20 protein-coding genes and 1 pseudogene are annotated in these 18,600 nt (G+C 64.9%); 15 read left to right on the top strand and 6 right to left on the bottom strand.

What is annotated here, in order from left to right:
- Positions 1–100: 100 nt before the first annotated feature.
- The 4 genes from FFI89_RS19725 (at position 101) to FFI89_RS19710 (ending at position 3,632) form a co-directional block, all read left to right on the top strand.
- The gene (locus FFI89_RS19725; RefSeq protein ID WP_138829354.1) at positions 101–1,138 is read left to right on the top strand and encodes a glutamine synthetase beta-grasp domain-containing protein; all 1,038 of its coding nucleotides are present in this window, start codon (positions 101–103) and stop codon (positions 1,136–1,138) included.
- Positions 1,139–1,334: 196 nt separating this feature from the next.
- Positions 1,335–2,039 (top strand): GrlR family regulatory protein, encoded by a 705-nt coding sequence (locus FFI89_RS19720; protein ID WP_138829353.1) that lies wholly within the window; start codon positions 1,335–1,337, stop codon positions 2,037–2,039.
- A 24-nt stretch (positions 2,040–2,063) separates the two neighbouring features.
- Entirely contained in the window at positions 2,064–2,732 is a 669-nt protein-coding gene (locus FFI89_RS19715; RefSeq protein WP_371722522.1) for a substrate-binding domain-containing protein, read from the top strand.
- Positions 2,733–2,792: 60 nt separating this feature from the next.
- Positions 2,793–3,632 (top strand): tetratricopeptide repeat protein, encoded by an 840-nt coding sequence (locus tag FFI89_RS19710; protein WP_168212960.1) that lies wholly within the window; start codon positions 2,793–2,795, stop codon positions 3,630–3,632.
- A gap of 19 nt (positions 3,633–3,651) precedes the next feature.
- Here FFI89_RS19710 and FFI89_RS34460 read toward each other — a convergent pair whose 3' ends face one another.
- Positions 3,652–3,789 carry a hypothetical protein gene (locus FFI89_RS34460; protein WP_168212959.1) on the bottom strand — a complete coding sequence of 46 codons (138 nt, stop codon included), beginning with the start codon at positions 3,787–3,789 and terminating at the stop codon, positions 3,652–3,654.
- Positions 3,790–3,841: 52 nt separating this feature from the next.
- On the opposite strand from FFI89_RS34460, the gene FFI89_RS19705 reads away from it, so the two are divergent.
- The 6 genes from FFI89_RS19705 (at position 3,842) to FFI89_RS19680 (ending at position 10,380) form a co-directional block, all read left to right on the top strand.
- Positions 3,842–3,991 carry a hypothetical protein gene (locus FFI89_RS19705; protein WP_138829351.1) on the top strand — a complete coding sequence of 50 codons (150 nt, stop codon included), beginning with the start codon at positions 3,842–3,844 and terminating at the stop codon, positions 3,989–3,991.
- Between the two features lie 155 nt (positions 3,992–4,146).
- On the top strand, positions 4,147–5,769 hold the full coding sequence (locus FFI89_RS19700; RefSeq protein ID WP_138829350.1) for an ABC-F family ATP-binding cassette domain-containing protein: 1,623 nt from the start codon (positions 4,147–4,149) through the stop codon (positions 5,767–5,769).
- Between the two features lie 104 nt (positions 5,770–5,873).
- Positions 5,874–6,749: an MBL fold metallo-hydrolase gene (locus FFI89_RS19695; RefSeq protein ID WP_138829349.1), complete on the top strand. Its 876-nt coding sequence runs from the start codon at positions 5,874–5,876 to the stop codon at positions 6,747–6,749.
- Between the two features lie 91 nt (positions 6,750–6,840).
- Entirely contained in the window at positions 6,841–8,475 is a 1,635-nt protein-coding gene (locus FFI89_RS19690; protein WP_138829348.1) for a GMC family oxidoreductase, read from the top strand.
- 54 nt (positions 8,476–8,529) lie between these two features.
- Positions 8,530–9,207 carry a nitroreductase gene (locus FFI89_RS19685; protein ID WP_138835476.1) on the top strand — a complete coding sequence of 226 codons (678 nt, stop codon included), beginning with the start codon at positions 8,530–8,532 and terminating at the stop codon, positions 9,205–9,207.
- A 12-nt stretch (positions 9,208–9,219) separates the two neighbouring features.
- Positions 9,220–10,380: an acyl-CoA dehydrogenase family protein gene (locus FFI89_RS19680; RefSeq protein WP_138829347.1), complete on the top strand. Its 1,161-nt coding sequence runs from the start codon at positions 9,220–9,222 to the stop codon at positions 10,378–10,380.
- A 24-nt stretch (positions 10,381–10,404) separates the two neighbouring features.
- Here the strand turns inward: FFI89_RS19680 and FFI89_RS19675 are convergent, their stop codons facing one another.
- The 4 genes from FFI89_RS19675 to FFI89_RS19660 all read right to left on the bottom strand — a co-directional run bounded on the left by FFI89_RS19675 (position 10,405) and on the right by FFI89_RS19660 (position 13,910).
- Positions 10,405–12,489, bottom strand: a complete 2,085-nt coding sequence (locus tag FFI89_RS19675; protein WP_138829346.1) for a methyl-accepting chemotaxis protein — start codon at positions 12,487–12,489, stop codon at positions 10,405–10,407.
- 211 nt (positions 12,490–12,700) lie between these two features.
- Positions 12,701–12,943, bottom strand: a complete 243-nt coding sequence (locus FFI89_RS19670; RefSeq protein ID WP_138829345.1) for a hypothetical protein — start codon at positions 12,941–12,943, stop codon at positions 12,701–12,703.
- Positions 12,944–13,071: 128 nt separating this feature from the next.
- Complete coding sequence (locus tag FFI89_RS19665) at positions 13,072–13,506, bottom strand: hypothetical protein (RefSeq protein WP_138829344.1); 435 nt, start codon at positions 13,504–13,506, stop codon at positions 13,072–13,074.
- 137 nt (positions 13,507–13,643) lie between these two features.
- Positions 13,644–13,910, bottom strand: a complete 267-nt coding sequence (locus tag FFI89_RS19660) for a hypothetical protein (protein WP_138829343.1) — start codon at positions 13,908–13,910, stop codon at positions 13,644–13,646.
- A gap of 94 nt (positions 13,911–14,004) precedes the next feature.
- On the opposite strand from FFI89_RS19660, the gene FFI89_RS19655 reads away from it, so the two are divergent.
- The 3 genes and pseudogenes from FFI89_RS19655 to FFI89_RS19645 all read left to right on the top strand — a co-directional run bounded on the left by FFI89_RS19655 (position 14,005) and on the right by FFI89_RS19645 (position 16,359).
- Positions 14,005–14,793 carry an SDR family NAD(P)-dependent oxidoreductase gene (locus FFI89_RS19655; RefSeq protein WP_138829342.1) on the top strand — a complete coding sequence of 263 codons (789 nt, stop codon included), beginning with the start codon at positions 14,005–14,007 and terminating at the stop codon, positions 14,791–14,793.
- An 817-nt stretch (positions 14,794–15,610) separates the two neighbouring features.
- A pseudogene (locus FFI89_RS35380) lies at positions 15,611–15,658 on the top strand (hypothetical protein); the annotation flags it as partial.
- Positions 15,659–16,173: 515 nt separating this feature from the next.
- Entirely contained in the window at positions 16,174–16,359 is a 186-nt protein-coding gene (locus tag FFI89_RS19645; RefSeq protein WP_138829341.1) for a hypothetical protein, read from the top strand.
- A gap of 14 nt (positions 16,360–16,373) precedes the next feature.
- Here the strand turns inward: FFI89_RS19645 and FFI89_RS19640 are convergent, their stop codons facing one another.
- Positions 16,374–17,375, bottom strand: coding sequence for a hypothetical protein (locus tag FFI89_RS19640; RefSeq protein ID WP_138829340.1), 1,002 nt, complete (start codon positions 17,373–17,375; stop codon positions 16,374–16,376).
- A gap of 229 nt (positions 17,376–17,604) precedes the next feature.
- Here FFI89_RS19640 and FFI89_RS34455 point away from each other — a divergent pair, with 229 nt between their 5' ends.
- On the top strand, positions 17,605–17,757 hold the full coding sequence (locus FFI89_RS34455; protein WP_168212958.1) for a hypothetical protein: 153 nt from the start codon (positions 17,605–17,607) through the stop codon (positions 17,755–17,757).
- 86 nt (positions 17,758–17,843) lie between these two features.
- Entirely contained in the window at positions 17,844–18,434 is a 591-nt protein-coding gene (locus tag FFI89_RS19635; RefSeq protein WP_138829339.1) for an NADPH-dependent FMN reductase, read from the top strand.
- Positions 18,435–18,600 lie beyond the last annotated feature (166 nt).

The raw sequence follows: 18,600 nt of genomic DNA, 5'->3' as shown, positions 1-18,600 counted from the left end.
TTGGTAAGAAATGGCCTGACGTGGCCGGGTACACGTGTGTGGGCGGCTCCAAGGCTTCAGTTGCCCACATTTAACAGCATTAAACTCAATGAGAGGCTCAATGACCAAATACAAGCTCGAGTACATCTGGCTCGACGGGTATACGCCGACACCGAATCTGCGCGGCAAGACACAGATCAAGGAATTCGCGTCTTTCCCGACGCTGGAGCAGCTTCCGCTGTGGGGTTTTGACGGCTCGTCGACCAACCAGGCCGAAGGCAGAAGCTCGGACTGCGTGCTCAAGCCGGTCGCGGTCTATCCCGACGGCGCGCGCACCAACGGCGTCCTGGTGATGTGCGAAGTCATGATGCCGGATGGCGTCACCCCGCACGCGACCAACCGCCGCGCCAGCATTCTTGACGACGAGGGCGCGTGGTTCGGCTTCGAGCAGGAATACTTCATGTACAAGGACGGCCGGCCGCTCGGCTTCCCGACGGCGGGTTATCCTGCGCCGCAGGGTCCGTATTACACTGGCGTCGGCTACAGCAATGTCGGCGCGGTCGCGCGCGAGATCGTCGAGAAGCATCTCGACCTCTGCCTCGCTGCCGGCATCAACCACGAAGGCATCAACGCCGAAGTCGCGAAGGGCCAGTGGGAATTCCAGATCTTCGGCAAGGGCTCCAAAAAGGCCGCCGACGAAATGTGGATGGCTCGCTACCTGTTGCAGCGGCTGACCGAACCCTACGGCATCGACATCGAGTATCACTGCAAACCGCTCGGCGACACCGACTGGAACGGCTCGGGCATGCACGCCAACTTCTCGACCAAATTCCTGCGCGAGACCGGCGGCAAGGCCTACTTCGAGGCGCTGATGGCGGCCTTTGAGAAGAATCTCATGGACCACATTGCCGTCTACGGGCCGGACAACGACAAGCGCCTGACCGGCAAGCACGAGACCGCTCCGTGGAACAAGTTCAGCTACGGCGTGGCTGACCGCGGCGCCTCGATCCGCGTGCCGCACTCGTTCATGAAGAACGACTACAAGGGCTATCTCGAGGACCGCCGCCCGAACTCGCAGGGCGACCCCTACGCCATCGCCTCGCAGATCCTCAAGACCATCGCTGAAGTTCCGACCGCCGCCAAGTCGGCAGCCGCCTGATCGACATAGCATACCCGGGTGGGGGCGCCCGGGTTGCCACTCTGATCCGCCAAAGCGATACCGCTTTGGCGGATCATTGCGTTTGGATGACATCTCTCTCTGGCGACATTGATTCAAATGCGCCGGCTCAAAGCCGTTCCCCTGCGTTATGAACCGGGCTAGATAGCAGGCCGTACGCTTGCCGGGGACGCGGCTATTGTTTGAAGGTTTTTACAAGGTCAGGTTTCAACTCGGCGAGGCGGTCGGCCGCAGCGTGATGTATGCACGCGACGGCCGGATGCTGGGCGGCAATTCGGCGTTTGCCCATATCGGCACCTATCAGAAGAGCGCCGACGGCATCGCCATCGAGATCAAGACTGTCCGCCACAACCCGGACCCGAACTACCGCGCGATGGCCGGAACCGACGACGCCACCTTGCTGGCGCGAGGCCGGGCCGACGGTGTTCTCTACCGCTTCGAAGGCGGGTTGAAGGAACTGCCGGGCGTCAAGTTTCAGTCCGTCATGACGCCGATCGAGGAGGAGGCGGTCCCGATCGCCGGCGGCGTCGGCGTGGGCGGCGTCACCAACGGGCTCTATTCCATTCATTTGCGCATGCTCGACGGTATCGAGGGCGGCCTGACCGGCGTCATGCTGCTCAATGACGGCCGCATCCTCGGCGGCGACGCCTCGTTCTACTACATCGGCAGCTACACCTCGGAGAAAGGCCGCTGGAAGGGCCAGATCCTCAATCAGGAGCACACGCCGGCCGTGGGGGAGAACCCCGTGTTCGGTGGCCACGAGGTCGGCATCGGCTTTTCCGGTACCTGCGACGACGAGGGGGCGCTGCTCGACGCCACCGCGCTCGCCGGCAAGCGCAGTCTCCGGTTGAGCGCGGTTCTGAAACTGATGCGGCGGCTGTAGCAACCGGTGGGCGAACCCGTGCGCGTGCTCTCGACGCTGGCCCTCAAGGGCGCGATTTCCACTCTGGCCGGACAATATGTGGCGGCCGGTGGCGCGCGCATCGACGCCGATTTCGCGCCGACATTGGCGCTGCTGGAACGCCTGCGCGCCGGCGAGGCCGCCGATGTCGTCATCCTGACCCGCGAGGGGCTCAATGAGGTCGTACGCGAGGGGCGCGTGACGGCGGCGAGTTGCGTCGACCTGGCGCGGTCCTATGTCGGCCTTGCGGTGAGGGCAGGCGAACCTCATCCGGATATTTCAAGCGAGCCTGCGCTTCGCGCCGCGCTGCTCGGTGCCCGTGCGGTCGCATATTCGCGGCTCGGCGCCAGCGGCATCCTGTTTGCAAAACTGATCGAGCGCATGGGAATTGCGTCCGAGATCAACGCCCGGGCGGTCGTCATCCCGCAGGGCTTTACCGCCGAGCGGCTCGTCGCCGGCGAGGCCGATCTTGCCGTTCAGCAGATCAGCGAATTGAAGCAGGTCGGCGGCATCGAGGTGATCGGACCCATTCCGCACCAGTTGCAGACGCCTGCGGTGTTTTCCGCCGGGCGCATGGCGGCATCGCAAAATGCCGAGCAATCCGAACGGCTGTTGCGGTATCTGGCTTCCGCCGAGGTCGCACCGGCACTGCGCGCGAGCGGACTCGAACCCTGAATTTGCAGCCTTGCATTTGCGGTCTTGAATTTGAGTTGCCTCCGACGCAACCTGCTGATCATGAGGAGCCGGTTTCTCAGCGTAGCAGTTAGGGCGGTCGTCGCTATCGCGCCGGGTTTGCTGCCGGCTGTGGCGCACGCGCAATCGGCTGATCTCGTGCTGTGCGACCGCGTCGCCGCCGATCCTGCCGATCCCGACAAGCCGGCCGATGTGAAGGGCGTGCCCGACATTGCGGCGTCCGACATCGCCACCGCCATCAAATATTGCAAGGTCGCCGCCAACGGCTCGCGGCGGGCGATGTACCAGCTCGGGCGCGCCTATGCTGCCAACCGGCAGACGCCAGAGGCCATCGCGGCCTGGCGCAAGGCCGCTGACAAGGGATCCTCCTCGGCGATGGTCGAACTCGGCGTGGTCTATGGGACCGGCGTGGGTGTTGCGAGAGACGAGGCGCAGGCGCGAAAACTGTTCGAGCGTGCCGCCGAGGCCGGCAATCCGCGCGGCGTCAGCAACCTGGCAGCGCTGGGCGGCGGCGCCGGCGCAGCGGCCAACCCGGCGCACGCGCGCGAATTGCTGTCGAAGGCAGCGGAGACCAACGCCGAGGCGCAGTACCAGCTCGGGATGATGCTGGCGGAAGGCAATGGCGGCAACAAGGACGACGTTGCGGCCCGCGCGCTGTTTGAGAAGGCCGCGGCGCAAAATCATCCCGGTGCGCTGGAGCGAATGGGGGCGTTTGCACAAGAGGGCCGCGGCGGACCGAGGGATGCCGACGCCGCCAAAGCCTATTACCAGCGCGCCGCGGCACTCGGTGACGAAGATGCCAAGAAGGCGCTGGAACGGGCGCGGTGTCCCTACGCGATCAAGGACAAGCGCGGCAACGTGGTGACGAATTTGTGCTTCTGAAGCGCGGCTCGACGGCGCCCTATTTCATGTAACGGGCGACGTCGTTGCGTGCGAGTTGATAGGCGCTTTCGAGATAGCCGGGACTTTCTTGGGCCGCCAGCGCAACCGCGCGCACGCAGCGCTGCCAGTAATCCGTGCCGCCTTGCGCTGGGAACAATGTGCCTTTGCCACGGTTGGAGGAAAATGGGGGTATCGAAGAGGCCTGTCCCATGATCCGAAAGCTGCAGTCGGGCGAATACCGGCTCTATTCCCGAAAATTGAACCCGAAGACCGGCAAGCGCCGCAATCTCGGCACCTTCAAATCGCGCGCGGCCGCAGAGAAGCACGAGCGCGCCGTGCAATATTTCAAGCGGCATTGAGGCTGCGCCAGAAGCCTCGCGACGGGTCCTTGCGATGGCTGGGAAGAGGTTCGGGCCAATGCGCGGCTTAAACCCGGAATAGGGCCGGAACAGGCTTCCACCCGGGCGCCACATGGAATAAAGCGGCCGCAACCAATTCCTCTTTTCAGGCCCCCATGATCCGCCTCGATAACGTCAGCAAGCAAGTCGGCCACCAGATTCTTTTCATCGAAGCCTCCGCGGCGCTCCAAAAGGGCGAGAAGATCGGCCTCGTCGGCCCCAACGGGGCCGGCAAGACCACGCTTTTCCGGATGATTTCGGGCCAGGAACCGCCGGACGAGGGCCAGGTCTCGCTCGATCGCGGCATAACCATCGGCTATTTCAGCCAGGACGTCGGCGAGATGTCGGGCCGCAGCGCCGTGGCCGAGGTCATGGACGGCGCCGGCCCGGTCAGCATCGTGGCGGCCGAGTTGAAAGAGCTCGAAACCGCGATGGCCGATCCGGATCGCATCGATGAGATGGACGAGATCATCGCGCGCTACGGCGAGGTGCAGGGCCGCTTCGAGGAACTCGACGGCTATGCCCTCGACGGTCGTGCCCGCGAGGCGCTGTCGGGCCTTGGCTTCAGCCAGGAGATGATGGAGGGCGATGTCGGCGCGCTCTCGGGCGGCTGGAAGATGCGCGTCGCGCTGGCGCGCATTCTCCTGATGCGTCCCGATGTGATGCTGCTGGACGAACCGAGCAACCATCTCGATCTCGAAAGCCTGATCTGGCTCGAGCAGTTCCTTAGAGGTTATGAAGGTGCGTTGCTGATGACCTCGCATGACCGCGAGTTCATCAACCGCATCATCAACAAGGTCGTCGAGATCGACGGCGGCACGCTGACGACATTTTCCGGCAATTATGAATTCTACGAGCAGCAGCGCGCGCTGAACGAGAAGCAGCAGCAGGCGCAATTCGAGCGCCAGCAGGCGATGCTCGCCAAGGAGATCAAGTTCATCGAGCGCTTCAAGGCGCGTGCGTCGCATGCGGCGCAGGTGCAGAGCCGGGTCAAGAAACTTGACAAGATCGAGCGGGTCGAGCCGCCGAAGCGTCGCCAGACGGTCGCCTTCGAATTCCTGCCGGCGCCGCGCTCGGGCGAGGACGTCGTCAGCCTGAAGAACGTCCACAAGGGCTACGGCAGCCGCAGCATCTATGAGGGGCTCGACTTCATGATCCGCCGCCGGGAGCGGTGGTGCGTGATGGGGATCAACGGCGCCGGCAAGTCGACGCTGTTGAAGCTGGTGGCGGGCTCGACCGACCCCGACGACGGCACGGTCGCGATCGGCGGCAGCGTCAAGATGGGCTACTTCGCCCAGCACGCGATGGATCTGCTCGACGGCGAACGCACAGTGTTCCAGTGGCTGGAGGATTCGTTTCCGCAAGCGGGCCAGGGCTCATTGCGTGCGCTGGCCGGCTGCTTCGGTTTTTCCGGCGACGACGTCGAGAAGAAATGCCGGGTGCTCTCGGGCGGCGAGAAGGCGCGGCTGGTGATGGCGCACATGCTGTTCGACCCGCCGAACTTCCTGGTGCTGGACGAGCCGACCAACCATCTGGATCTGGCGACCAAGGAAATGCTGATCAACGCGCTGTCCGAATTCGAGGGTACCATGCTGTTCGTCTCGCATGACCGGCATTTTCTCGCCGCGCTCTCCAATCGCGTGCTGGAGCTGACGCCCGAAGGCATTCACCAGTTCGGCGGCGGCTATTCCGAATACGTCGCGCGCACCGGTCAGGAAGCGCCGGGCCTTCGAAGCTGATCTCGGTCGCTGATCGCGATCGCCGATTTTGCATTGCTGCCCTCGGCTTGAACCTGTTCGTGCCGCCCGATACGCTCCGGCAAAAATGCGGGAGCGAAGCAGTAATGAAGCAACTTCGGATCGGCGATATCACCATCGACGCGGTGATCGAGCGCGAGGGGCCGTGGCGGCGGCCGCAGGATTTCTTCCCGGCCTATGACGACGCGGTATTCAAGCATCATCTCGCCGGCATGGAGCCGGAGATGTTCGACCTCGCTACCGGCAAGATGTTCATCACCTACCAGACCTTTGTGGTTCGCACCCCGCGTTACACCATCCTGGTCGATACCTGCACCGGCGAGGACAAGGGGCATCCGGCGCCGTTCGATTTCCCGGGCAAGGAGCGCTGGCGCAACGAGTTGTTCGCGCTCGGTATCAGCTTTGAGCAGGTCGACTACGTCTTCTGCACCCATCTGCACATCGACCACACCGGCTGGAACACGACGCTGCGCGACGGCCGCTGGGTGCCGACATTTCCCAACGCGAAATACATATTCCACAAGCGGGAATATGCCGCGTGGGAGGCGGAAAATGCCAAGGGCGCGAACCCGCCGGGCACGGTGTTCCGCGACAATTGCCTGCCGATCGTGGAAGCGGGGCAGGCGGTGCTGGTCGACGACGACTATGCGCTCGACGATACCGTTACGCTGACGCGGACACCGGGGCATTCGCCTTGCCATTGCTGCATCAACATCTTCTCGAAGGGAAAGCGCGCGGTGGTGGCCGGCGATCTCATGCATCACGCAATCCAGTGCCGCGAGCCGGACTGGTCGGCGAAGCCCGACTGGGATCCCGGGCAATCGGCGGTTTCGCGCCGGAAATTCTTTGCCTCCGTTGCCGGCACCGACACGCTGATCCTGCCGATTCACTTTCCGGCGCCGACGGTCGGCCTGATCACCGCGGATGGCGATGGTTTCGACTACCGTTTCAAGCGTGACTAGCAGGCGAGGTGCGCACCCCTTGCCATCGCGTCCGCGCGCTGGTTTCCTGCCGCGATCGAAATCCCGCCGTCAACAAGAGGATGACCGTGCCATGCCTGATAACGCCGCCTATGACTATATCGTGGTCGGCGCGGGTTCGGCCGGCGCGGTGGTCGCAAGCCGGCTGAGCGAGAGCGGCGCCTATCGCGTGCTGCTGCTGGAAGCGGGCACCAGGGGATCGAACCATTTCTGGTCGCGGGTACCGGTCGGCACCTCCAAGATGATCGACGATCCCGCGGTGAACTGGTGCTACAAGTCCGAACCCGACGAGGGTTCGGGCGGACGCCGCATCGACGTGCCGCGTGGCAAGATGATGGGCGGATCGAGCTCGATCAACGGCATGGTCTATATGCGCGGCCAGGCGCAGGATTACGACCACTGGGCCCAGCTCGGCAATCGCGGCTGGAGCTATCAGGACGTGTTGCCGATCTTCCGGAAGATGGAACGTTACGAGGGCGGCTCGGACAAGTATCGCGGCCGCAACGGGCTGCTGCGGGTGACCGATACGCCGCGCAACGAGGTGCCGTTGCTGGAGAAGATCATCGAGGCCGCCGGCCGCATCGGCCTGCCGTTCAATCCGGACCTGAATGGGGAGAGCCAGGAAGGCGTCGGCATGTCGCAGGTCACGATCGCGGGCGGCAAGCGCCAGAGCACGGCGGTCTGCTATCTCGATCCCGTGCGCGGAAGGCCGAACCTGATCATCGAGCAGGGTGCGATGGCGGAAGCGCTGGTCCTCGAAGGCAAGCGTTGCGCCGGCGTGCGCTATTCGGTGAACGGTGTTTCCCGGCAGGCGCTGGCGGAGCGCGAGGTGATCGTCTGCGGTGGCTCGATCAACTCGCCGAAATTGCTGGAGCTCTCCGGCATCGGGCAGGGCGAATTGCTGCGCGCGCGCGGGATCACGCCGGTACATGAGTTGCCGGGCGTCGGCGAGAATCTGCGCGATCATTATTCGCCGCGGCTCAAGTTCGCCATCAAAGAGCGCAACCTCACCTTCAACGACAATGCGCGGGGCTGGCGGCTGGCGCGCGAGGCGCTGAAATACGCGTTGTTCGGCACCGGATTTCTGGCCTCGACGGCTGTGCCGATCCGGATGTATTTCCGGACCCGCGAGGGACTGGAGACGCCGGACGCCACGATATCGATCCTGCCGTTCCTGTATGAGATGGTCGGCCGCCAGCGTCGCATCGCCAGGCGGCAGGGCATTGCCATGAACGCCAACGTGCTGCGCTCGGAGAGCACCGGGTCGATCCATGTCACATCGGCGGACCCCGCCGAGCCACCGGCGATCCGCTTCAACTTCCTCTCCACCGAGCATGACCGCGCCGGCATCGTCGCCGTGATCCGCAAGGGTCGCGAACTGATGGCGACGTCGCCGCTCAAGGAGGTCACCGGCGAGGAGATTGCGCCCGGCGTCAAGCTCCAGAGCGATGATGAATTGCTTGACTGGGTTCGCAACAACGCCGAGACCACCTACCATCCCGTCGGCACCTGCAAGATGGGCTCCGACCCGATGGCCGTGGTCAACAGCGAACTGCGGGTGCACGGGATCGAGGGCCTGCGCGTGGCTGATGCCTCGATCATGCCGACATTGACCAGCGGCAACACCAACGCGCCGGCCATCATGATCGGCGAAAAATGCGCTGAGATGGTGCTGGCGCAGGCAGCGGCCCGCAAGGCCGCCGCGTAACAACGGCGATGGGAGAGAGACTTGGGATTGCGGGAAGCTTCGCAGATGCAACGAATGGATTTCGAAACGCTGGTGCAGACGCGCAAGAGCGTGCGCGGCTTCAAGAAGCAGCCGGTGGCCCGTGCCGTCATCGAGGAGGTGATCGAGGTCGCCAAGCGCGCACCGTCGTCGATGAACACCCAGCCCTGGCATATCCACGTGCTGACCGGCGATCCGCTTGAGGAGGTCCGCCGCCGCAACATGGAAGAGATGATGGCCGGCGCCAAGCCGAAGCGCGACATCATCAGCCACGGCGAGTATCAGGGCGTTCATCGCGGCAGGCAGGTGGACGTTGCCAAGAAGCTTTTCGCCGTGATGGGGATCGCGCGCGACGACAAGCCGATGCGGCAGGACTGGGTGCTGCGCGGCTTCCGCCAGTTCGACGCGCCGGTCTCGCTGGTGCTGACCTACGACCGCATCCTGGATCCTGGCGCGGTGTGCCACTTCGATCTCGGCGCGCTCTGCTATGGCCTGGTGCTGGCCGCGTGGGACCGCGGACTCGGCAGCGTCATCAACGGGCAGGGCATCACCCGCTCGGATATCGTGCGCGAGGTCGCCGGCATTCCCGAGGAAGAGGTCATCATGACCTGCGTCGCGATGGGCTATCCCGACGACAGTTTTCCCGCCAATTCCGTTCGCTCCGACCGCGAGCCGAACGGCGATTTCGTGCGCTATGTCGGGTTTGCGGACTGAGAGGCCGATCGGATGACCACCCATGAAGAGACCGCCATGATCCGCGACACGGTCGCAAGATTCGTGGATCGCGAACTCATTCCTCTCGAACCGCATTACCTGAAGTCCAAATTGCCGGGCGGCGGTCACGAGGGACTGACGGACGCGCATTGGCAGCGGTTGCGCACGGTCTCGAAGGAGCTGGGATTGTGGGGCCTGGATGCGCCCGAGGACCTCGGCGGCCACGACCTGCCGGCCCGCACCATGGCGGCGGTCCACGAGGAGTTGGGCCGGACCTGCGTGCCGTTCATTCTGCCGCCGGACTCGCCGAACCTGCGCATGCTGCAGGCGGTCGGCACCGCGGCGCAGAAGCAGCGCTACATGCAGCCCTATATCGAAGGGCGCATGGTGTCGGCGATCGCGATTTCCGAGCCGGGCGCCGGCGGCGATCCGGCCGCGATGAAGACGCGCGCGGTGCGCGACGGCGATCAGTGGGTCTTGAACGGCCGCAAGATATGGATCAGCAACGCCCGCGCCGCTGATTTCATCATCGTCATGGCCCGCGTCGGCAACGACGCACGGCAGGGCGGCATTACCTCCTTCATCGTCGAGAAGGAGACGCCCGGGTTCATCATCGAGCGTGAGATCCCGATGATCGGCGGCGGCTCGACCTACGAGATCGTGTTCGAGGATTGCCGGATCCCGGTCGATTCCGTGCTCGGCGAAATCGGCAAGGGCTATGCGCCGATGCAGTTGAGGCTGCGCACGCGGCGGCTCGAAATGGGATCGACCTGCATCGGCATTGCGCGGCGGGCCTGCGACATGCTGTGCGAGCACGCCAAGCAACGCGAGACGTTCGGCATCAAGCTCGCCGATCGCCAGGCGATCCAGTGGTGGGTCGCGGATATCTCGACCCGCATGCACGCCTGCCGGCTGATGGTGCAGGACGCCGCCGACAAGACCGATCGCGGCGAGGAGGTCAAGCAGGAGGCCTCGATGATTAAGGTGTTCGCGACCGAGATGGCCTATGAGGCCTGCGATCACGCCATGCAGACGCTCGGCGCGCTCGGCATGACGCTGGAATTGCCGCTCAGCGCGCTATGGCAGAAGGCGCGGGTGATGCGGATGTACGAGGGGCCGAGCGAGGTCCATCGCCAGTCGATTGCGCGCCGGGTGCTCGGACTGCGCGGATAGCGCTGCCCGAACCGCACCGTCAACCTAGGCGGCGCGGACCTCCGACAGGAACCGGTTGACCTGTCCGGCCAATTCCTTGGACTGCGACGACAATTGCTCGGCTGCTCCCAGCACCTGCTGGGCCGCCGAGCCGGTCTCGTCGGCCGCCTTCTGCACGCCCGCGATGTTGGAATTGACCTCGCTGGTGCCGCGCGCGGCTTCCTGGACGCTGCGGGAGATTTCCTTGGTCGCCGAGCCCTGTTCCTCGATTGCAGCCGCAATCGCGGTGCCGATCTGGTCGATCTCGCCGATCACATTGGCGACGTTCTGAATCGCCGTCACCGTCTCGTCGCTCGCCGACTGAATAGCTGCGATCTGCTCCGAGATTTCGGTGGTCGCCTTCGCGGTCTGGCCGGCCAGCGATTTGACTTCGGACGCCACCACCGCAAAGCCGCGCCCGGCTTCGCCGGCGCGCGCGGCCTCGATGGTCGCATTCAGCGCCAGCAGGTTGGTCTGCGCCGCGATGCTCTGGATCAGCGTCACGACGTCGCCGATCTTCTGCGCACCTTCGGCGAGCGAGCGCGCGGTATCGCCGGTACGGCGGGCATTCTCGACCGCGCGCGCAGCGATCTCGGTGGACTGCGCGACCTGGCGGCCGATCTCGGAGATCGAGGAGGTGAGTTCCTCGGTGGCGCTCGCCACCGTCTGGACGTTGGTCGAGGTCTGGGTCGAGGCCGCGGCGACGACGGCCGCCTGGCGGTTGGTCGCGGTCGCGGTCGTCGACATCGACTGCGCGGTGTCTTCCATCACGGAGGAGGCGGCCGACAGCCCGCCGACGAGTTCGGTCACCTTGGCTTCGAACGCGCGGGTCAGTTGGTCGAGCACCTGCGCGCGCCGCATCTTGCCGTCGCTCTCGGCGGCCTTCTCGGCGGCGAGACGTTCGGCCTCGATCATGTTGTCCTTGAAGACCTTGACGGCCGCGGCCATCGCACCGATTTCGTCGCCGCGGTCGGCGCCCGAAATCTCGTCGGAGACGTTGCCGCTGGCGAGTCGCGTCATGGTGCCGGTGAGGTCGACGATCGGCTTGCAGACGCGGCGGCGGACCATCACGATCATGCCGGCGCTTGCAGCGATGACGGCAATCAGGCCTGCCAGCGCGATCATGAAACTGAAGCGCGCGGAGGACCAGGCCGCGCCGAGGATCTGTTCGGCATTGTCGTAGAAGGCGTCGCGCACCGTGATGATGGCGGCGAGGCCGAGCTGCGTTTCCGCGAAATAGGTGTCGAGATCGTGTTCGTATTTGCCGCTGATCGCGCCTTCCTTGGCGAGCCTCAGTTCCTTGCCGAAGCGTTCGACATAGTCCTCGTTCAGCTTGACGAGCGCTGCCGCCACATTGACCGGGGTGGCGGGATTGCCGCGCAGCTCCTGTAGCGACATCAGGATCTGGTCGTTGCGGCCCTGCGACCGGCTCAAATCCAGCTTTTCGGCTTCGGTTGCCGCGCGCTTGGCGCCGACCAGGTTCTTGTGCAGGCTGGCATTGTAGCCGCCGACGTCGCGCAGCGTCCATGCGATGTTGGCGTAGCTTGCCTGCCGGTAGGCGTCGCCGTCGAGCTGGGCGATCTTGCGGACCTGCGCGTCGAGCAGTTTGGTCACGGCGGTGTTGAAGACGGCATTGTCGGCGACGATCTTTTTCGAGGCATCCTTGCGCGGCTCGGCCGGGCCATCGAGGGCCTTGTCGATGGCGCTGCGCAGCGCCGCAAACTGGGCGTTCAGCGCGTCGATCGCGCCGCCGATGGCCGCGCTGTCGTCGAGCGCGCCAGGCAGGGTGCTGCGGATCTGGTTCATCTTCGCCAGCGCGCCGTCGGTATCCCTGCGATACTTGTCGTTCAGCTCGGTGCGCAGCTTTTGATCGATCGTCGCGGGTCCGAGCAGGATGTTGGTGGCAAAGCCGCGCTCGGGGTTCATGTAGCGCGGGATCTCGCCGACCGCCCGTACCACCGCGAGCCGGCTCTGCGCGACCGAGACCTTGTCCATCGTCTGGTACTTGGTGACCGCCACGTAGACGGCGAGGCCGCCGCCGACGGCGGAAAGCGAAACGATGGCGGCGGTGAGGAGCGTGCCGATTTTCATGGGATTTGGGCCATTTGCGATAGTGGGGAAGCGCGGATGGCCATCATAGGTGGTGTGAATTAATCCGGGGTTTACGATCAGCGGCGGGGTTGGTGTCTGTCATTGCAATGACGTTGGGTTGTCATTTCGGGATGGTCCGAAGGACCAGACCTCAGATGCGCAATTGCGCATCGGGGAATCCCGAGATTCTCCGGGGTGTGTTTCCCGCGCTTCAGTGCGTCTCTTCGTCAGCGCTCTTCGGCGCGGATTTGTGCTGCGTCTGGCCTGTGGAACCCGTCTCCTGGCAGGGCACGGTTGTCCACTGCCCATCGGCAGCCATCTGATAGGCGTGACACGACGACGACGCCGGCTGCTCGGCGGTTTTTTGCGCATCGGTATTCCGGGCCAGCGTCGGAGCCGCCAGCGTGAGAAGGCCGGCCGTTGCCGCGATGAAGAGGGCGTGACCAAACCGCATGGAAGTTCTCCTTGTTGAATGATGCGAACTTCTCTTCCTAGAAAAAATTGTGGAATTTGTTTGATGGCAGGCGCGTCGCGCCGAGATTTGCTTAACGATCTGCGAACGCGCGCCGGTTCCAACCTGCCTCATCGCCGCGTGCGCGCAATCGCGCCGGCGACGGTCTGCATGACGACGCCGACGCACCATCCGGCCATGATCATCCAGGTCCAGGCGACATGCGGATCGTGGCGAAGCACGATCACGCCGACGGAAGCGAAGGCCGAGAACGCCGCGAGGAAGGTGCCGACCGCGCTGAGGAATTCCGGGGTGTCGATCTTGCCGATCCAATGGCCGTCCGCGGGCTGGGCGCTCGTGGCGTTGAAGCGCAGCGGCGGGGTGTCGATACCGAGATAGAATCCGACGGCGCCGCCGAGCATCATCAGGAGCAGGAAGGCTTGGGACGTGAACAGCGCGATGCTCGTTCCCACCAGCGCCGACACAAACAACCCGCTTGCCGCTCCGGCCATGGCAAGGCCAAGGCGTTCCAGAACGTGGGCAAACTTTCGAACGCGGGTTCGCATGGGATAGCCCCGCCGGTTGCAGGCACGACAATAGGCCGATTTCCTGCCGGGCGAAAGCAACCTGTCGATGCGGGCGTTGCGCCGTATTGATCCAGCGCAAGGGCGATGCGGGGGCGGTCGGTCAAACCGGTGATCGGCTACCGGACCTTCAGGAACGGAAACGTCTGGTGGATCCATGTCACGGGATCGCCGATCAGGCCTAGCGTGTGCAACAGCACGGCCGCGGCAAAACAGGCGAAGGCGCCTTTGGCGAACATGATGAGGTAAAATCCGCCGGGATTTTCCTTGGCATCGATGGTCATGCCGCGGTTGGTCGTGCTGCCGGCCCTGATATCGGTGACCATCGTCCAGAGGGCGACGGCACCGAGGGCTTCGAAGAGCGCGGTATAGAGCAAGGAGGGCATCGGACTGTCTGTTGATCGAAATCGTCCATGGTTGGTCGCACCCACAGGCGGTAGGGTTCAGGGCCATAACGAGATACCCGAGGAGCTTGCCACCATGAGCCTTTTCGACATGCCCTTCGATCCCGCGCGCGAGGCGGCGCTGGTTACCGGCGCCGGCAACGGCATCGGTCGCGCGATCGCACAGGCGCTGATCGGCGAGGGCGTGCGAACCGTATTCGCCGACGTCAACGAGGATACGGTGACGGCGGCGGTGAAATCCACGCCGCGGCCTGAACTTGCAGCCGCATGGGTCGGCGACCTCGCCAATGCCGCGGCCCGCGATGCGCTGCTGGCGCATGCTGAAGCCTCGGTCGGACGGGTGACGCATTTCGTGCACTCAGCCTCGCCGCCGCGGCGCGAGGCCGATCATGCGATGGCGGTCACGACCGAAACCTGGGCGCAGATGCATGCGGTCAATCTCGAGGCGGGCTTTCACCTCGCCCGTGGGCTGGCGCGGAAACTGATCGCGGATCAGGCGGGCGGATCGTTCCTGTTGCTGACCTCGCTGCATGCCGGCACGCCGCGCAACCTGCCGCATTATTCCACCGCGAAAGCCGGGCTTGCGATGCTGGTGCGAGAACTGGCCAAGACATTCGGCCGCTACGGCATCCGCGTCAACGCGCTGGTACCCGGCGCCATCGCAGCCGGCGGCTTCGTCGCCGATCCCAAGCTCGCCCGGCACATTCCGCTCGGCCGTCTTGGAGCTGCCGAAGACCTGGCGCCGATGGCGCTCGCGGTGCTGTCGAACCGGATCTCGGCCTACGTCACCGGCGCCGCGATCGTGGTCGACGGCGGGCTGTCGCTGACGAACTGGTTCGAGCCGTCGGAAATAGATAATTTGTAGCCGCTCGCCGTTTACTGCCCCGCCTGCTCGAACGCGAGGCCGTTGCGGCGCGCGCAGGCGCGCAGCCACGGGATGACGCTGGCCTGCACCGGAAATTCGAAATTGTCGCTGACCTTCGACTTGAAGGTGACGCGGATGCCTTTCTCGAGCACGGCGGCCAGCGCCGCGGCATGCTGCGGGAAGATTCCGATTTCGTCATTGCCCTGCACCTGGGCGGAGAAGCCGGTGAACGGATCGTCGCCGACCTTCAGCGTCGCTTCGACCGGCGTGCCCTCGGGCTGATTGATATTGCTGTCCTTGAGCATGAGGGTGAAGCCGCGCTTGCGGCTTACCATCAGGAACGTTGCCATCCGGCGCGAGGAGGGCTCCGATCCCATCACATAGTGGCGGCGAATGAAGCAGACGACGATACTGCCTTCGCTGTTGCGCAGCTCGGAGGCATCCCAGCCCTCGATCTTCTGCTTGTCCGACATGCCGGGAGGACCGGGCGGCAAGGTCGAAATGTCGACGATTTTCGGCGAGCGCGGCCGCGGCGCCGGCATGTCGGGCGCGTTGGGGTCGGTCGGTCTGTCGATCGCGATGTTGAATATCCGGCTGCATTCGTTGAGCCATTTGAGTGCATCGGAGGGAAGATTGACGGCGATGGCGCCGGAATCGACGCCGGCGCCATCCGAACGCAGCGTGATGCGGCTGGCTTTGGCGAGCGCCGCGAGCGCGCCGGCGGCATCGCCGGGATGGAAGATGAAGGCGGTGCCGGCGACCGGGAAGCCCACGGAGGGAAAGGCGCGGTTGTCGATCAGGATTTCGGCCTGGTCGTCCAATACCTCTTCGGTCGGCACGCGGTCATCCTGAATCACGGCCGTGAACCCGCTGCCCCGGCTGATGGTGAACGAAAGCCGCGTCGTCACCGTGCCATCCCCGGTCGCGCGATCGCGCGCCGCCACCAGCACGCATTGCCGCACCTTGCCGTCCGGCCCGAGCTGCGGCAGCGCGCTCCAGACCCCTTGCGGAAAATGCACCACCTTGCCGGCGACCGGCTTCTCGGCCGGTGCGGCGAAGGCGAGGGAGCAAGCCGCAGCAAGCGACGCCAGCGCGAGACCGGGGCGGCGGCACCAACGGGAAGCGTGGACGAACATGGGTCGTGCCCGCGGAATGAATTTTGGCGAAATCGATTGAGATCAAAGGCTGATTTGAAGTGTTGGACGCCAGTGGCCGGGCGAAGGTTCAATGGGAGGTTGGCCCGGGTGGGAATGACGCGGGAACCGGCCTGGAATTGCGCGTGGATGTCCCGGGAACGAGACCTAGGCTTCGGGCGTTTTCAGGCACGGGAAGCGCCGCGGCGGTCGTTGCGCGCGGTTAAGCCATCGGGGAGAGAGCGATATGATGTCCCATTCGCAAATTCACACCATCGCGCGCCAGATGATGGAGCAGCACGGTCTATCGGCCATCGCCGAGGCCGCGCAGAATGCGCAGGCCTGCGAGCACAAGGGCGAGGCCGAGGAGGCCAAGGAGTGGCGCCACATCGAGGACGCCATGAAGATGATGCGCGGGCCGCATCAGAGCTGACCCGCCTTCGCCCCCTACCGCAGCGGCATCGGCGGGCGCACCACGGGGCCGCCGTCGGCGGCCTCTGCGGCTTGGGCCTGCGGTGCGAGCGGCGCGGGAGCCGCGGCGGTTTGTGGCTGCGGCGCCACCGGCGCGGGCGCGATCGGCGCGTAGGGGAATACTTGTTTCGGCCTGCGCACGGGCGCGGTGGACGCGTGAACCGGAGGCGGCGGCGCGACCCGGGGCCGCGGGGCAGGTTCGGCGAGACGGGCTTCGGTCGTCCTCGCCGGTGCACCTGCCATCTGCGCCTGGCCGGCCTTGATCTGCTCGATACTCGCCTTGAGTTCGTTGATCTGCTGGCCCATCGCGGCGAGGTCGCGCGCCATCGACTGGATCACCTGCGTCTGGTCGGGCGCGGCGGCTGTCACCGGTGCGGCGCTTGCCGTCACCAGTGCGGCGCTGGCCGTCGCCGGCGCGGCGGTCTCGGCGGGCTGGCTTTCCGCCGCCTGAACCGCCGCAGCGGCCGGTTGCTCTGACGTCGCGGGCTTTTCGACCGAAGCCGAGGAAGCCAGCGAGAACGGCGGCGTATATTGCGCGAACATCGCCTTGGCGTCATCGCCATAGTGCTGCCATGCGGCGGCAGCGACGGCGCTGCCTATCGCGAACAGGCTCATGACAGCGCCTCGGGCGAACTTGCTGGTTGCGGGCTGGTGCGCGCTGATTTCGGTGTCGCCAAGCCTGATATCGTTAAACCTGGTATCGTCGACCGGGATATCATCTGCGACGGTCCCGCGAGCGGCGGCATCGACTGATGGCACCGCGGCGCTGGCGGAGAAGTCCGGCGCGACGCGGAGTTCGGGATCGGGTCTGACGTGCGACGGAGCGCGATCCGACGGACGCGGCACCGATGGATGACTCAGTACGTCGTACAACTGATCCAGCGGCGCCTTGTCGGCGCGCGCGGCGAGCGAGACGTTTGGTTCGATCACGAACACGTCGTGCGGATCGGCGTCGCGCAGGTTTGGCGTGGATTGCATTGGTGTCCCTCTATCAGTCCAATGTCATCAACAGAAACGCCCGAGCGGATTCGTGGCGGTGAAGGCCGCGGGGCCGGTCCAGACGGCCAGCCGGGTTTGACCAAAGCAAGGCGCTGAGGTGGAGAGGTTGGGGCCGTCCCGGGGCCGGGAACCCCCGGCCGGGTCCTGCGTCCGCGCCCCCGGTGAACCCGTTGGCCATGCCCCGCGACCAATGGTCGGAGGTAGCGGCATGGACAGCATTTTTCACTGGATCGGTGTGGCGGGCGCCTTCGGCTTCGTCGCCGTTTGCCTGCTCGGCTTCATCAGAGGCCTCGCGCTGCCGCCGAACTCCCCCGAACATCGTTCGAACGACAAAGCCGACCTTTGGCGCTATTGGCGCTGAGGCCTGTTTTTTTGACGCGTTTTCGTTGTGCGAACCGGTTTCCGCTTCGTTCTAAAACGCTCTGGCTGTGATAGCCTGTCCCCATCATGAGCAACCGCATTCTCGTTCTCTACGGCTCCTACCGCTCCGACCGCATGGGCATCCGGCTCGCGCAATTCGTCATTGAAGGACTGCGGGCCAGGGGCGACGATGTCGAACTGATCGACGCCAGGGCGATCGGTCTGCCGATGCTCGACCGGATGTACAAGGAATATCCGAGGGGGCAGGCGCCCGAGCGGCTGGAGAAACTCGCCGGGCAGATTCGCGGCGCCGACGGTTTTGTGTTCGTCACCGGCGAGTACAACTGGGGCATTCAGCCGGGGTTGAAAAATCTCACCGATCATTTCCTCGAGGAATGGTTCTGGCGCCCCGCCGCCATCGCCAGCTATTCGGCCGGCCGCTTTGCCGGCGCCCGCGCCGCGCTGGCCTGGCATGGCACGCTGTCCGAGATGGGCATGGTGGTGATTTCGAGCACGCTTGCGGTCGGCCCGATTTCGCAGACGCTGTCCGCCGAGGGGCAGCCGCTCGGCGAGGGCGGCAAGGCGCTGACGCACGCGTTTCCGCGGTTCGCGGATGACCTGGCGTGGTGGATCGAGGCGGCGAAGATGCAGCGGGAGCGGAAGAAGCCGCCGTTTTGAGAGGGCGCAGCTACCTTCGGTCGTCTCGTATTTGAGTTTCAAACAGCCCAACCTGCAATTCACGTCATCAGCTCTTTCGGCGTCATTCCGGGGCGATGCGAAGCATCGAACTAAGATGTGCAATTGCACATCTGAGAATCTCGAGATTCCCCGATGCGCAATTGCG

The organism is Bradyrhizobium sp. KBS0727, assembly GCF_005937885.2.
Classification (GTDB): Bacteria; Pseudomonadota; Alphaproteobacteria; order Rhizobiales; family Xanthobacteraceae; genus Bradyrhizobium.
The sequence above is the reverse complement of the archived record's forward strand: the minus strand, read 5'-3'. Positions and strand labels throughout refer to the sequence as shown.